This is a genomic window from Mesorhizobium sp. LNHC229A00 (genome assembly GCF_000502415.1).
Classification (GTDB): Bacteria; Pseudomonadota; Alphaproteobacteria; order Rhizobiales; family Rhizobiaceae; genus Mesorhizobium.
In genome coordinates, this window is record NZ_AYWQ01000025.1 from 17,713 (window position 1) to 31,870 (window position 14,158).

The following is a 14,158-nucleotide window of genomic DNA, read 5'->3' on the forward strand; positions in this document are numbered from 1 at the left end:
AGAAGGGCTGAACGGCTATCGACCGTGTCGATCAGCCTCCCTGATGCAGCAGGTCGGCGTCGCTGATCAGGCGCAGGTTCATGTCGTTGGGACCCTTGATGCGCAGCACGGCGTCGAGCTTGTGCAGGTCGCGCGGCGGCGTGCAGGCGAGCCAGGCGCGCAGCTTGGAGAGGCCCGGCTTAAGGTCGGCGCCGTAGAGCATGGAGACGGTTTTTTCCTCGCGCGCCGGCATCGGGATTTCCGCGCGCGTCGCGCGTTCGCAACGCTTGAGGATCTTCACCGCGCAGCCATCGCACAGGGCTATGACTTCACGCCGTTGTCGCCCAAACTGGCCGCAAAGCTGGTCGACGACAAAGCGACAGTGAGCGGGCGGTCCGGGGCGAGACACAATCCTCGGCCAGGTGCGGAAACACCTCAACCAACCCAAGTAGACAAACACATTTCAGGACCCGCGTTCCGTCGCGGGCCCTTTTTTTGCGGGTCGGAAAGGGCCACGAACATCACCCTCGCAGCATCCGACAGCGAGTGCAAACCGCTGATTATTCCTTCGGCAGTTTGTGCCTATGAATGCGGATATAATCCTGGACAGCCTTTCGCAGCAGTTCGGTCATGCTATGCCCGTTGCTGATCGCCAGCAACTTGAACTGCCGCTGCTCCGCAGCCGTCAGGTAGTAGCCGCAGCGCAGCGCGACGGATGCGAGGGTGCGCAGCAACGTCGATTTACCAGTGCCGCCCTTTGGGATCGCAGCGGAGATGATCATGGGGGCCTCCTTCCGGCGTTGTCTCCTTGTTTCCATGTNCGGATGCGAGGGTGCGCAGCATCGTCGATTTGCCAGTGCCGCCCTTTGGGATCGCAGCGGAGATGATCATGGGGGCCTCCTTCCGGCGTTGTCTCCTTGTTTCCATGTCAACATGGAAACAAATCATCATGGACACATGAAACAAAATCACGGTCGAAACAAGGTGACATTGTCGACGGGGAAGGCTGGTTTGGCAACCCAGGCGCGCATCGATAGGGGTTCACTCAAGGGGCAGTTTTTGCGCAGCTGCTATCTTCAGAAAATAAGGGTTCCGGTGGCCCGTCGACCGCGCATTTTCCGACTACGCTTTCCGGCTGCTCGTCATAGGGCCGTTGTTTCCATGTTAACATGGAAACAAGTCGCCAATGCATCATAGACACATCGCATCAAGTCACGATGGGAATGTCTCGCCCGCGCTGGCGGCGGCTGCTGCTGCTGCTGACGAGTGCGCTGGTGAGAAAGCGTCCTCGAAATCTTTTTTTCGCACCTCCTCTTGTCCTTGGCAGGATAGCCTATTTTGTGATACACACAAAAATAGGCGGCGCGGCCTGTCGGGCCTTAGCGCCCGCAAGCGGGCTTGAGAGATGGATGCAGACACCCATAAGGCAGCGGTGATGAGCGCGTCACGACGCTATGGCGAGGTGACGCACATCCGGTTTTCGGCTGACGAGCNCCCATAAGGCAGCGGTGATGAGCGCGTCACGACGCTATGGCGAGGTGACGCACATCCGGTTTTCGGCTGACGAGCTGGCTAGCCTCAAAGGCATTGCGGAGCGGGACGGCGTGACCGTCAGCGAGGTCGTCCGGCGTCTGGTGCGGGCAGAGGTAGGGCATCTGCCTATCGCGTCAGAGGCGTTGCGNGAGCGGGACGGCGTCACCCTCAGCGAGGTCATCCGGCGTCTGGTGCGGGCAGAGGTAGGGCATCTGCCTATCGCGTCAGAGGCGTTGCGGCCGGCGATCGTGGACATGACCGATCAGCTGCGGCGCGTCGGCGTCAATTTCAATCAGGCCGTGCGCGCCATGAACGACGGCCGTGCTGCCCAGGATGAGGATCTTGAGCAGGCGCTGATCGCGGTGGGCGACCTCGTGCGGCAGTTTCGCGATGAACTGAAAACAATGACTGTCGAGTCTCGCAAGGCGAGGGAGGCCAAGCCATGAGCGGTCGTCTTGCTGGCTACGCGGCCGAAATCGAACGCTATCTGCGGGGTGGGTCCGGCGTTCAGCGTGAGGAGCTGGACGACGACAATTCTCTGACGGGGGGCCGACGCGAGGCCGGTGAATTCCAGGCGATGAAGAGTCATGAGCGGACCGGTGGCGGCNATTCTCTGACGGGGGGCCGACGCGAGGCCGGTGAATTCCAGGCGATGAAGAGTCATGAGCGGACCGGTGGCGGCGGGCGCCTCGGGCAAGGACAAGCCGGCACGACGCCAGTTGGGCGCAGGAACGCCCCTCGTTCGTCGCCGGGAGGATTGGGGGCGGCGGGGAGTTCGATGTCCAGCGGGGCTCCAAAGGCTACTACTGCTACGAGCTCGCACAAGGCCACTAGCGCGCCGATCCTGGTTTATGGCGCCACGCTCGCCGGTTTCCGGCCGGAAGAGGAGGAGGAAGAGTGGAAGCGGCGGGGCGGGGGTGGCGGTCGTAGTGCTGACCGCTCTGGCGGTAGAGGACGAGCGGCGCGNTTTGCGAGACGTTCGAACCGCCCCTGGAGAACACCAATTTTATCGAGGTTCGTTTCGAGCTTGCCGGCGAGGTCACCGCTGCCGCCTTGAGCGAGGCCTTGAACAAGGCCTTCGGTGGAAAACCGTTCATCTATGCGCAGGGCGGACAGACGGTGGAGGTTTACGCGCACACCGATGAGCGGGCCGGACCGCTTGCCAAGGTGCTTGCCGGCGGCCGGGAGAACTCGCGCAGCCAGGCGCTCGACAAGATCGAGGCGCGGTTGTCTGAAGCCATGGGAGCGGCAGGGGTGGTCGCCAGGGCAGAGGTAACGGCGGCTGTGAGCCGTGAACCCAAAGCAAAATATTTCCTGCAGAAGTTCATCCGCACCCACAATCACGTCCGTCACGCAAATGGCGAGCCCGTGCCTGGGGTGAAGAACTCCACGAAGGCTGCGACTTCAGTCTACGAACAATGGCGCCCGCAGTTTTCGGGGCGTGAGCGCCGCAATGCCTATCACCTGCTTTTCTCGGCAAGGGCCGGCACCGATGCCAACGNGGGTGGTAGCCAAGGCAGAGATAACGGCAGCCGTCAGCCGTGAACCCAAAGCGAAATACTTTTTGCAAAAGTTCATCCGTACAAACAAAGACGTCCGCAATTCGGACGGCGAGCCAGTTCGCGGCGCGAAGAATCCCGCCAAGGCGGCGGCTTCGGTCTATGAGCAATGGCGCCCGCAGTTTTCGGGGCGTGAGCGCCGCAATGCCTATCACCTGCTTTTCTCGGCAAGGGCCGGCACCGATGCCAACGCCGTCATGGCCGCGGCGCGCGCCGTGCTCGAGGAGCGAGCACCAGGATACAAGTTCGTCCTGGCGCATCACAACGACACCAAGCACGTCCATATCCACGCAATGGTGCAGGCACGGTCAGCCGATGGCGAGCGCCTGACATTCTATAAGCCGGATCTGATCGCCTGGCGCGAGACCTTTGCGGAAAAAGCACGCGAGAACGGCATTGCGATGGTGGCGACACGGCGCATGGATCATGCGATGACGCGGCCATTCACGAAGGAGCATGCCGGAGCCTACAGCCGCGCCCAGAGCGATCCGCGCTACCAGGTCAGCGCCAGGACGATCGAGCGCGTGGAGGCCAAACGGCAACGCCGTTTCGATGTGCAATCCCTTGTCGTGAACGGCGATGCAATCGCAGCCGCATGGCAAAAGACTGTGACGACGATGCGGACCGCGGGGATAGTCGGTCAGGCTCTCACGGCGGCGGAGTCGATCGGCAACAATTTTCTCCAGTTCCGCGGCGATCGGACAGGGGAGGGGCAGCCAGGTCCTGCGGGTCGCGGAGCTGATCAATCGGGGCAGAAGTCTTTCCTGTCCCATACCGGTATGAGAGAATTGAATGCACTGATAGGAGATTTGAACATGGCGCAAACCCCCTTGGAAATGCGGCGTCAGATGGCCCGCGTCAATCAGGCTCTGGACAACATGCGCAAGACGCTGCCACCGGCGCATCAAGGACAGTTCGAACAGTATCGTGAAGAGGTCAACGACAAGATGCACGACCGCCTCGCGCGGCTGCAATTCGAGCGGCAGCAGCAGCGTCGTGGTGGTGCCGGCGAGCCGATCCCCGAGCGTGACGCGCGAGGGCGAGACCTTCCAACTCGGGACGATCCCCGCGAGCCGGTTGAGCCGCGCACAGGCGCCGAGCAGGAGAAGGTGAGAGCCAAGCAGAAGGACGCCAACAAACAGAAGGCACGGCAGTCGGAAGAGCAGGACCGCAAGACCCAGCGCTCAAACGATAACGACTACGAGCGCTGAGCAAAGATCGCTCACCGGACCTCTGGAACGCGGGAGAGTGCAGGGAACGAAAATGTCGCCGGGGCTCGTTCGTGCCTCGGCGGTTAAGGATCAGGGGCCACGTATGTCGTTGCGGGGCATATATTGAAATCTGCCAACTGCCGCATCGCGGGGGGTAGAAGCTAGTCCGGTTTCCGGCGAGCGGAAGCATTTGTCTCTCGAGCCACCCGCTGGGATCCAAGCCTCGGCAGCTTCGTCGGGACAGTTAGATGCTATTGGGATTTGGCCGCCGCGGCCGCCAGCATTGCCTGTCCCACCTCAACAGCGCCTTGAGCGGTCAGCGTCTCGCCCGCGTTCTGGATGTCGCGCAGCTCTTTGTTCTGGCTGAGCTTGAATTTTCCAACCAGGCTGGTGATCTCGATCTCCAGGGCGACGATCGCCTTGGCCATCGTGTCAATGAAATCCTTCGGCGCGTCGCCCATCTTCCACGGGGCCGGCTGATTGGCCTCGTGCATGTGAGTGAGCTTCGCGACGTTGCGGCGCACATAGCGCTCGTCGTCCCGGACAGTGATGCGACCATGGGCGTGGGCAACGAGATAGTTCCAGGTCGGCACCTGCTTATGGAATTCGTGTTTGCTTGGATACCAGTTCGGCGAGATGTAGGCGTCGGCTGCTCGGAAAACGACGAGGACCTCATCGCCATTGGCAACTTCCTCCCAGACAGGGTTCTTGCGGGCGACATGGCAGTTGAGGACGCCGTTGTCGCCCTTTGAGCGGTCGAGCTCGAAGGGGATATGGTTCGCGTCGAGGGAGCCGTTGCTGTGGGTGATCAGGATACCAAAGGGGTGTTTTTCGATAAGATCAAAGAGGGCGTTCTGATCGGGCACGGCGAAATGCGGAGGAACGTACAAAGGTGGATCTCCTGTCGTGAAGGGCAGTTGTCAGCGGTCTGCGAGGTCTGGCGAAACAGCCAGGGGCGACGTCGTTGCCTGCGAAGAGGGTGCCGGAACCCGCTGTCCGCCGCGCTCGAGAACTGCCATCGAGAAGTGGGCGGTCACGTCGGATGCCGCGGCATAAGAGTGGGGTTGATCGGTAACGAGGCGCGCATTCTCGCCTGCATTTAGGATGATCTCATGGCTGCCCACCGTGACCTTGAGCGAGCCTTGGGTAACCGAGAGCAGTTCGCGTGTATCGGGACTGTGTGCATCGGCGGCAAACACATCACCCGGCATGAGGACCCAGCTCCAAAGTTCGAACATCGTGCGTCCCGAGGTCGATGTGTGAAGCTGTGCCTGGCTGCCTTTGACGCTCGTCCAAAGCGTCCTGGACTTGCTCCGTTCGATCGGGTGGTCGGGGGCCGTGGGGGGCGCCTCGTTTAGCAAATCGGCGACAGATAGTGAAAACGCTGCCGCCAAACGGCAAAGGATGCCGATACTCGGGTTTGCCTTACCCTGCTCAAGCGCGACAACCGTCCCTTTCGACAGGCCGGTCAGTTTGGCCAATCGATCAAGTGTCAGGTTTTGGTCGCGCCTAAGATCCCGGATCCGAATCGCAATCGCTTGGCCAAGCTCCTGCTCGGTCTCTAAAGGTGCCGGCGTGTCGGTCATTATATTGACTTGAGCTCTTGCTTCGCTTACGGTCAATATAATGACCGGCGCAAAATTGCAAGCGCGCCTTAAACAGGAATTGGCCAGTGCGCTTTGAAACGAAGGCTATCCATAGCGGTCGAGCAGTCGATCGATCCACGGGTGCGGTTTCACTACCGCTTCATACCAGTACGACGTTCGAGCGCGGTGTCGACGGCTCGTTTCCGTTTGGGTTCGAGTACACTCGTGACGCAAATCCGACACGTAATGCATTCGAGTCGGCGATGGCCGCGCTCGAGGGAGGACACGAAGGAATAGCCTTTGCGTCGGGCATGGCTGCAATCGCTGCAGTCTTTGAGAGCCATCCCTCGACGGGGCGAATCGTCCTTCCTGACGATATGTATTTTGGCATCCGCTCGCTGATGGACGAAACCGATATTGGGTCTCGCTTCGACTTCGCCGCGGTCGAAATGCGCGATCTGGATGCGGTGCGCGCCGCAGTCACCTCAAAGCGGACTGGCCTCGTGTGGGTCGAGACGCCGTCGAACCCGATGATCCGCGTTGTCGACATTTCGGCAATCTGCAAAATCGCGCACGACGCGGGTGCCTTGGCGGTGGTGGACAATACGTGGGCCACTCCCGTGCTTCAGCGGCCGCTTGAACTTGGGGCGGACGCGGTCATGCACTCGGCGACAAAGTACATCGGCGGCCACTCGGATCTGATGGCTGGAATCGTTGTTGTCCCGCAATCGTCGCCACTCGGACGGCCGCTACGGATGGTCCAGAAACACAAGGGCAGCGTCGCGGCACCCTTCGACTGTTGGCTGGCATTGCGGGGGCTGCAGACATTGCCGGTCCGCATGCGCGCGCATTGCGAAGGCGCCCAGAAGGTTGCGGAAGCCTTGGCGTCTCATCCGCGGGTCGAGAAAGTGCTCTTTCCAAGCCTGCGAGATGATCCGGGATACGATCTGGCTACGCGGCAAATGAGCGGTTACGGAGCGATGCTTTCCTTTATCGTCGAAGGCGGAGTTGATGCCGCGATGGCCGTCGCCGGCCGCCTCAAGTTGGTTGTCCGGGCCACTAGCCTGGGCGGGACGCACTCTCTGATCGAGCATCGCGCATCCGTGGAGGGTGCGAAGTCAAAGGCGCCAAGCGGATTGCTGCGAATGTCCGTTGGGCTCGAGCACCCTCAGGACATTATTGACGACCTGACGCAGGCTCTCAGTGCGACGTCTGGGGGCGTAGTCCCCAAAATGAATCCGGCCTGAGACCGGCGAAAGATCCAAGATGCTCAACCATCTGAACCACCTGCTAATTGTCTATACGGCCTACGTCGTTGCAGCGGGGAGCCCGGGTCCCAGCACAATGCGGATCATGGGAACGGCGATGCAGCAAGGGCGCCAAGCAGCCCTTGCTTTGTCAGCCGGCGTCGTCATCGGATCGATTTTTTGGGGCATCATGGCAGCGACAGGCATCTCCGCGCTTTTGGCAAGCTACGCCCAGGCGCTCGTCATTCTAAAGATTCTCGGAGGCTGTTATCTGCTCTATTTAGCTTTCAAGGCAGGAAGGGGTGCTCTGACACCGGGCCAGCATGATGCCACGCCTAGTACAGCCCGCCGGCCGATCTCAGGGCTCGGTCTCTACAGGCGCGGTTTGCTGATGCACCTCAGCAATCCGAAATCGATTCTCGCCTGGATTGCACTGGTGACGCTAGGGCTTGGACCGGACGCCTCGCCTACGGATGTCATCGTCATCCTTGCAGGATGTGCGGTGCTGAGCGTTACAATATTCTGCGGGTATGCCGTCGTGTTTTCCACGCAGCCCATGGTCAGGATGTACCGTCGGGCGCGGCGAGGCATTGAAGTTTTTTTAGCCGCCGCCTTTGGTTTTGCAGGGCTGCGGCTCCTGCTTTGGCGAACCTGAAAGAATCTCCTGAACAACTGCCTCGCGACGAGAGAGCGGGAGCGAGGGGTCAAGTCCCGGGGGCGGAGGGTATCTCTGGCACCGCTTTACGTGGCGGCTGGCGCATCAAAAATGATGTTACGGTTGGGCGGGAGGCTCGCTGTCGGCGATCGCCGTAGATTGCTAGGGCTAATCAACTAGATCAGGCAAAGCATCTTCAACGATGCTAAGATTTAGATCGAAAGTCTCGGTGTCGGATGCGTTGGCGCGTAGGGACCGCACCTTGTTCAGGATCGCCGCAACCTCCGCTTCCTTGTCGGGCGCAACGCGTGTTGTCACCGCTTTGGCCGCCAAGGCGGAAAAATCTATGGTGGCATAAGCCGGTACGGCTGCAGCGTCCGTTGCTTTCAGTCTTTCTTTTGCAATTGCGCGCCGGCCCGGCGGCGGAGCTATACGGCCTGCTTTTGCGACAAATGTCGCGCCGCGCCGCAGGCGCATCTGCAAGAGGCCTGAGCGGTACGCGGGTGCTGTCGGCACAATCGTCGGGAGCGCAGGAGATGGAACCGCCGCGGAAGTCTCCAACTTAGATCTTTTCGTGAGCGAGGGGTCGGTAGAGGCGGGCAGGGGCATGAACGCGCGATTGGCGAGCTGGCCGTCGGCGAAATAGAAATTGCGGGTGCCGAGGATCGGCAGTTCGCCGCGCGGCAATATGATGACCTTGTTCTTGTCTAGGGTACGGATTTCATCCGGCCGCATGAGGGGCCGCCGGACCTCCTTGCGGTGCTCCGAGCGCGTGTAATAAGTGTCGAACAACGTTGCCTTGGTGCGCGTCACGTCCTTTTGTACGTCCGACGTTTCGCCGAGCTGCTCGGAAACGTAGCGCAGATCGTCAGCGTCCTGCGCACCGAAAAAGATCTGCACGCGAGCGGCGTTGATAAGTGTCTTGCGCCCTTCCTGGCGATAGATCTCGTCCACAGCCTTCAGCGACTGCACGAAAAACCACATCGAAACGCCGTTGCCGCCGAGCACGCTCGCCATTTCGGTCACGTTCTCGAGCTTGCCGAGGTTCTGGAACTCGTCGAGCAGCACAAGCACCGGATGCTCGCCCGGCTGCGGCATGCTTTCCGACATGAAGTTCATCATCTGCGTGATCAGGACGTTGAACAACGGTCCAAGCGACGTAATCTGCTCTCGCCGCACGTCGAGATAGAGAGAAATCCGGTCACGCTTGAGCCTGCGAATATCGAACGTGCTTCGCGACGTAGCTCGCATCAGGCGCTCGTTGAGAAAAGGGGCCATGCCGGTCCGGACGCCGGCGTATATTCCGGAAAACTGCCGCTCAGACATCTCGAAATATGGCAGCAGGGTCTGCAGTGTAAAATGCGAGCATTCGCGGCGGCGTTCCTCGCGTAGCGAGCCGATGAACTCCAGGAGCGGCTGCTCGGCGCCGTTCATGATCTCGAGGATGCTGGCGAAGGTCTTCGTCTCGTTCGGGATCGCAGGCGATTCCATGACGAAGGACGCGATGCCGGTAAAAAGGAGGCGGGCGTCGTTGACCCAATAGGGATCTGCGTTGGATGGGGGCCGCGGAAACAGCGCCGCAGCGATGTTGCGAAGGTCGATGTCGCGCTGCGCCGAATCCAGTGAGATGAAGTCCATCGGATTGTAGCAAGCGGTATTGCCGTCGGGGTCTGCCGGCGCGAAACGCACCACACGGCTGATGGTTGAACGGTAACCAGCAGTCGCCACATAGGTCTCGCCCCGCAGGTCGAGAACCACGAGCGAATGCGGCCAGGTCAAAGCGTTCGGGATGATGAGAGACGTGCCTTTACCCGAGCGTGGCGGCCCTATGACGAAGCCGCCGACATCATCGCCATCAATCCACAATTTCTTGCCGCCGATCAGCTTGCGCTGCCTCAAGCGGATCTTGCCGGAGCGCCGGTCGCGGCGCGGCGACAAAATTTCGGCCAGCCTGCCGCCGGCTCGACCGGCGAAGACGCCGCCAACTTTCGTCAGGCCGCTTTTTGAGACGTCGCTCATGGTCATGTAGCGAGAGTCATTGCGCTTCCTCGGTCGCATGAGAAACAGGCTGACGAGGGGAGCAAGAAACCCTAATGCTCCCGCTGCAACGGCGTATTGTATCCGGCCAAAATCCCTCGCCATCGCGTCGCCCCACGCCTGACGAACGACCGGCAAGGGATTGGCGTTCAGCTGGTGGAACAGGACGTGGGAGCCGGTCCGGTACCAATCCGTCGCGGCATAGGCGACCGTGAAGAGCAGCACGCCCAGGGCCATCGCCATGAGCATCATGAAAATTGCTGTTGCGACTTTCTGCATGGATAGGCCCCGCTAGATGGTCTCGGCCTTGGTGAACTTGATCTCGCTGATGCCGCGCAGTCCGCCTTCGGTGCGGACCATCTGGACGACCACTGGAATGACCTCGCGCAGGTAGTCGAGGATTTCGCTTCGTGAGAGGCCCGAGCTGCCCTGCATGACCATGAGCGCCAGCCGCTCGTAGGCGGACCGGGCGGAGTTGGCATGAACGGTTGTGAGCGAACCCGGATGGCCGGTGTTGATCGCCTGGAGGAACGCGAAGCTTTCAGCGCCGCGCAATTCGCCCAGCAACAGACGGTCGGGTCGCATGCGAAGCGAGGCCTCGAGCAGCTGTTGCGCGGAGACCTTTGCAAGGCCTTGGTCGCCCTTCGAGGCTATCAGGGTGACGTTGTTGGGAGCCGGCAGCCTCAGTTCGCGGGTGTCTTCGATCGTGATGATCCGTTCATGGGCCGGGATCTCCTTCAAGAGTGCATTCAAGAAGGTCGTCTTGCCGGTCGACGTGCCGCCCGAAACGACGATCGAAACGCGGTTGCGCACCGCGTATTGCAGGAACTCCATCGGCGATGTGTCGTGCAACATCTCGACAAGTCGCTTTTCTTCGCTAGAAAGCGCCAGGCCGCTGCCCATTGCCGTGTTTTCGAATGCGCCGAGATCCTTGTAGGCAACAAGGCTCATGTCCATGATGACCTGTTTACGGATCGAGATCGCCCCGCCTTCGGGAGCCGCGGGCGGCAAGATGCATTGGATGCGCTCACCCGAGGGTAGCGCGGCCGACAGCACCGGCTTTTCTTCGTTGATAACCTGATTGGTCGCCGAGGCAACGCCAGTCGAGATATTTCGGATCCAGCCGGGCGTGACCTCGCGCTTGACGACGTGCTCCATTTCCTTCGCGCCGAGGCGTTCGATGAACAATTCACCCGGCCTGTTGATCGCAATCTCGGAGACCGCCTCTTCGTTCAAATAGGACCATATCGGCTCCAGATGCGCGCGCAGGACCGGGGCTCTCGCCCAGGGGTCGGGGAGGGGATGCACGGCATTCACTTCACCGGGCTCCCATAGCCAGGATAGAAATTATCCTTTGGCGTCGTGTAGAGAGGCGTCGGATCGATCGCCGACTTCGGTCGCCCACCCGCCTTCAGGCGCGCCACTTCTTCCTGGACGGGATCGGCGTACAAGTCCGAGAAATCGAGATCTCGCCGCACCAGCACGACGACCGAGGTGCCCTGGTCGACATAGACTGTCGGGCCAATGTTCTGCGTGTCGCGAAACGCCTCTTGCGCGAGTTGCTGCAAGGCGGTCGATGACTTGTCGAACGCGATGCCGCGGGCGTCGCGCTGCGAGCCGTTGCCACCATAAGTCACGGTCGTCGTCTCACCGGTTACGGGATCGATCGTCGACACCTGGCGCTGTTGGCCATTTTGTCCGCTATCGCCAAGCGCGGACAGATATTCAGAGACGCCGCCAACGACGGAAAGCATGATGGCGTTACCGTACCGTTCAACCCAGTGCGTATCGACACGGCCGCCCATGCCGCCGCGGCCGAGCGCGTCTGCGCCAGGCGATTTGATATCAACGGAAATGCCGTCCGAGCGGATGACCCTGCTCCAGACGATGAAAACACGCTTCTGACCGCGCGCGAGCCCTGAGCGGTATTCTCCGGTCAGGCGCGAGCCCTTCGGGATGAGGATGCGCCTGCCGTCGAGGGAGAAGACATCCTCACGCACGACCGCGCGCACGGCACCGGGAAGGTCGGTGTTAACAGCGGTTTCCAAATAGCCGCGAATGATTGTTCCTTCAGGGATCAACGCATCGGTTCGCCGGAAGACCCTGGCTTTGACGATGCCGGAAGAACTTGCCTCAGACTGCGCCAGGAATGCCTTGTTGGGATCACTATCGGCGCCGGGGACCGGGACGATCTGACCGTCGGGCGCGATTTCGACCTGCGCCGCCTGGGCGCCAGCATCTGTCGAGCCGGTTTGATCATTCGTCACTATCTGGTTCGACCGCAGGCGTTCCCACACCGCTTTTTCTCGCTCGGCGGCCTCAGCCTTGCGGCGAGCCTCTTCGTCAGCCGCCGCCTTGCGTTGGGCTTCGTCCGCCTCCGCCTTGCGGCGAGCCTCCTCGGCCGCCATTTGCGCCTCCAGCGCGCGTCGCTGCGCATCGAGATCCGCGCCTTGCTGCACGGTCTGATCGACATTATCGGCTTGCTGCGTGCCATTCTTGTCGTCAGCCGGTGGCGGCACCACGATCTGGTCGATCGTGCCGTCGGCAGGTTGCGGCGGTTCGTTCAACGCCGGCGGGCGGAACTCTGGCGGATTGAAGTTTTCCTCGCCATCGCTGCGAACATCGCGCGATACAGGCTCCCGGGGCCAGTTGAGCCATATCAGCGCGCCTACCAGCACCACGCCGAGGCTGACCAGGGCGATCCTGGTACCCACGCCCGCACCACGGCGCGCGACCGTCGGGCTACCGTCGAGTTGGTTATAATCGATCTGGGACATCAGCGCCCTCCGCTGGATCCGAACAGGGTGGAACCGCGTGTCAGTTTCGTTGGACCGTAGACATGCTCGACGGGATCGATGGCGTTGGGTCGCGCCCGGTTGTAGAGGCAGAGCGTCTTGCCGTCGGCCCGCAAGGTGAATTGCCGTGCGACCTTGTCGATGACGGTGTATTTGCCCTGCGTGCTAACGTTGACCAGCGACTCCTGATGCTTGTCGTCGACAACGAAGATCGCCGGAATGTCTCCCTTGAACTCCAGAAACACCTTGGTGCCGTCGTCGAATACGGTGCGCGGCTTCAGGCTGTCGTCGCCCTTGTAGGCGTAGTCGTAATTGAGATCGGCATAATTCAGATCCTTCAAATCCGGATCGGCGGCGCTCTCCTTGGCCTGTGAGAGCAGGCGCGCGTCGATATCCTCGTCCGGGTATTTGAACCGGACCTGGAAGGATGCCCGATCACGGCTATTGTCAGTCGCCTGCAGCAGCAAGGAATAGACGCGCCGGTTGGTGACCACGTTGACGTTGGTCCACGCATCGCGCTCCAGCGGCTTCACGAAGAGGAATCGCGATCCGCGTTTGGGGATGATGGACCAGCCTTTTGTATCGCCAGCGGACACGGTTTCGATGACTTCGGTCGGACTGAGTTCGACCATCGTGGAAATCCCAAGAGCGGCGCGCACCGACGTCACGTCGTCATTGTTGAAGGTGACATATCGGATGCGGCCGTCGCGTGCGGCCGCGCTGTGCATCGCGCCGAGCAGAAGGGCGGCCGATAGGACGAGGCCCGCGCGCCGTCTCATTGCAGACTCCCCGCGGCCGGGGCCGATTCCTGGTCGCGGCGGTAATCCGTAACCTGAAATCCCAACGGGTTGTCGAAACGCCATTCGTTCTTGAGCGGCGTTGACGTGTAGCGGAATTTTATCACCGCCACCCAATTGTCGGCTGTGGACGAATTGTTCCGCCGCGTCGTTGTGGCAAAGCGCACCGAGGCCGTGTTGCGATTGAGCAGGGAAACCGACTTGATCTCGACCGAGACAGTGACATTGCGGCCAAAAATCTTGTCCAGCGATTGTGGGTTTGCTGGCGTATAAAGCCATGTCAAATCCTTGGACGCGGCGTCGGTCGAGTAGAGCTGCGCCAAGTCGTAATTCTGTTTCAGTTCACGCGAATCGTAGGTTTCGCGCGCCCTGATGTAGCGCACCAGATTTGCCGCCGTGACCGCTTCGTTCTGCGATAAATCTCCAGGCTTCAGCGCGCGCATGATCTCGAGGTAGCCGGTCGATTTGTCGACCTCGACAACATACGGTTCGAACTGCCGGAGCGGCAGTATCAGCACGAGCGCCAACACCGACAGCACCGCAACCAGCCCGGAAATGCCGCTGACGATCCAGGCCAATGTACGCGATCGACGCATTGACCTGTGCGTGTCGTCTTGCCAGGTCGCGCCCGCCCTGTAATAGCGCTTGTCGACGAGTTCGCTGCTGCGGTCAGCAACTGTTTCCATTGGAATTGCCACTTTACTATTGCCTCGTTTTCGCGACGCATCTGATCCAGCACCGCGATCGGTGATCATTGTG

General features: G+C 60.9%; 12 protein-coding genes. 3 read left to right on the forward strand and 9 right to left on the reverse strand.

Going from position 1 to position 14,158, the window contains the following annotated elements:
• Positions 1-31: 31 nt before the first annotated feature.
• Together X742_RS142830 and X742_RS142825 are read right to left on the reverse strand one after the other, a co-directional pair.
• Positions 32-280, reverse strand: coding sequence for a hypothetical protein (locus X742_RS142830; RefSeq protein ID WP_023774970.1), 249 nt, complete (start codon positions 278-280; stop codon positions 32-34).
• A 259-nt stretch (positions 281-539) separates the two neighbouring features.
• Complete coding sequence (locus tag X742_RS142825; protein ID WP_023774971.1) at positions 540-761, reverse strand: hypothetical protein; 222 nt, start codon at positions 759-761, stop codon at positions 540-542.
• A 2,315-nt stretch (positions 762-3,076) separates the two neighbouring features.
• On the opposite strand from X742_RS142825, the gene X742_RS142810 reads away from it, so the two are divergent.
• Positions 3,077-4,282: a relaxase/mobilization nuclease domain-containing protein gene (locus X742_RS142810; RefSeq protein WP_031248572.1), complete on the forward strand. Its 1,206-nt coding sequence runs from the start codon at positions 3,077-3,079 to the stop codon at positions 4,280-4,282.
• A gap of 251 nt (positions 4,283-4,533) precedes the next feature.
• Here X742_RS142810 and X742_RS142805 read toward each other — a convergent pair whose 3' ends face one another.
• Positions 4,534-5,172 carry an FMN-binding negative transcriptional regulator gene (locus tag X742_RS142805; protein WP_031248574.1) on the reverse strand — a complete coding sequence of 213 codons (639 nt, stop codon included), beginning with the start codon at positions 5,170-5,172 and terminating at the stop codon, positions 4,534-4,536.
• 30 nt (positions 5,173-5,202) lie between these two features.
• Positions 5,203-5,868, reverse strand: a complete 666-nt coding sequence (locus tag X742_RS142800; RefSeq protein WP_023774976.1) for a helix-turn-helix transcriptional regulator — start codon at positions 5,866-5,868, stop codon at positions 5,203-5,205.
• An 86-nt stretch (positions 5,869-5,954) separates the two neighbouring features.
• Between X742_RS142800 and X742_RS0138645 the strand changes: the two genes are divergently transcribed.
• Together X742_RS0138645 and X742_RS142795 are read left to right on the forward strand one after the other, a co-directional pair.
• Positions 5,955-7,115 (forward strand): PLP-dependent aspartate aminotransferase family protein, encoded by a 1,161-nt coding sequence (locus X742_RS0138645; RefSeq protein ID WP_032925052.1) that lies wholly within the window; start codon positions 5,955-5,957, stop codon positions 7,113-7,115.
• A 19-nt stretch (positions 7,116-7,134) separates the two neighbouring features.
• Positions 7,135-7,770 (forward strand): LysE family translocator, encoded by a 636-nt coding sequence (locus X742_RS142795; RefSeq protein ID WP_023774978.1) that lies wholly within the window; start codon positions 7,135-7,137, stop codon positions 7,768-7,770.
• A 168-nt stretch (positions 7,771-7,938) separates the two neighbouring features.
• Here the strand turns inward: X742_RS142795 and X742_RS142790 are convergent, their stop codons facing one another.
• From X742_RS142790 to X742_RS142770, 5 genes are read right to left on the reverse strand one after another with little or no spacing between them, the layout of a single operon-like run.
• Positions 7,939-10,086: a type IV secretory system conjugative DNA transfer family protein gene (locus tag X742_RS142790; RefSeq protein ID WP_031248576.1), complete on the reverse strand. Its 2,148-nt coding sequence runs from the start codon at positions 10,084-10,086 to the stop codon at positions 7,939-7,941.
• A gap of 12 nt (positions 10,087-10,098) precedes the next feature.
• Positions 10,099-11,124, reverse strand: coding sequence for a P-type DNA transfer ATPase VirB11 (gene virB11 / locus X742_RS142785; RefSeq protein WP_023774980.1), 1,026 nt, complete (start codon positions 11,122-11,124; stop codon positions 10,099-10,101).
• Positions 11,121-12,584: a type IV secretion system protein VirB10 gene (virB10, locus tag X742_RS142780; RefSeq protein WP_023774981.1), complete on the reverse strand. Its 1,464-nt coding sequence runs from the start codon at positions 12,582-12,584 to the stop codon at positions 11,121-11,123. Before virB10 ends, virB11 begins: the two co-directional genes overlap by 4 nt.
• Positions 12,584-13,381, reverse strand: coding sequence for a TrbG/VirB9 family P-type conjugative transfer protein (locus X742_RS142775; protein WP_023774982.1), 798 nt, complete (start codon positions 13,379-13,381; stop codon positions 12,584-12,586). The genes virB10 and X742_RS142775 overlap by 1 nt, the downstream gene beginning before the upstream one ends.
• The gene (locus X742_RS142770; RefSeq protein ID WP_245275637.1) at positions 13,378-14,154 is read right to left on the reverse strand and encodes a type IV secretion system protein; all 777 of its coding nucleotides are present in this window, start codon (positions 14,152-14,154) and stop codon (positions 13,378-13,380) included. The genes X742_RS142775 and X742_RS142770 overlap by 4 nt, the downstream gene beginning before the upstream one ends.
• Positions 14,155-14,158: the final 4 nt, after the last annotated feature.

What these genes read in the sequence shown, in the direction of transcription:
- X742_RS142825 (WP_023774971.1), bottom strand. Translation starts at nt 761, where the DNA reads ATGATCATCTCCGCTGCGATCCCAAAGGGCGGCACTGGTAAATCGACG.
- X742_RS142800 (WP_023774976.1), bottom strand. Translation starts at nt 5,868, where the DNA reads ATGACCGACACGCCGGCACCTTTAGAGACCGAGCAGGAGCTTGGCCAA.
- X742_RS142795 (WP_023774978.1), top strand. Translation starts at nt 7,135, where the DNA reads ATGCTCAACCATCTGAACCACCTGCTAATTGTCTATACGGCCTACGTC.
- X742_RS142790 (WP_031248576.1), bottom strand. Translation starts at nt 10,086, where the DNA reads ATGCAGAAAGTCGCAACAGCAATTTTCATGATGCTCATGGCGATGGCC.
- virB10 (WP_023774981.1), bottom strand. Translation starts at nt 12,584, where the DNA reads ATGTCCCAGATCGATTATAACCAACTCGACGGTAGCCCGACGGTCGCG.
- X742_RS142775 (WP_023774982.1), bottom strand. Translation starts at nt 13,381, where the DNA reads ATGAGACGGCGCGCGGGCCTCGTCCTATCGGCCGCCCTTCTGCTCGGC.
- X742_RS142770 (WP_245275637.1), bottom strand. Translation starts at nt 14,154, where the DNA reads ATGATCACCGATCGCGGTGCTGGATCAGATGCGTCGCGAAAACGAGGC.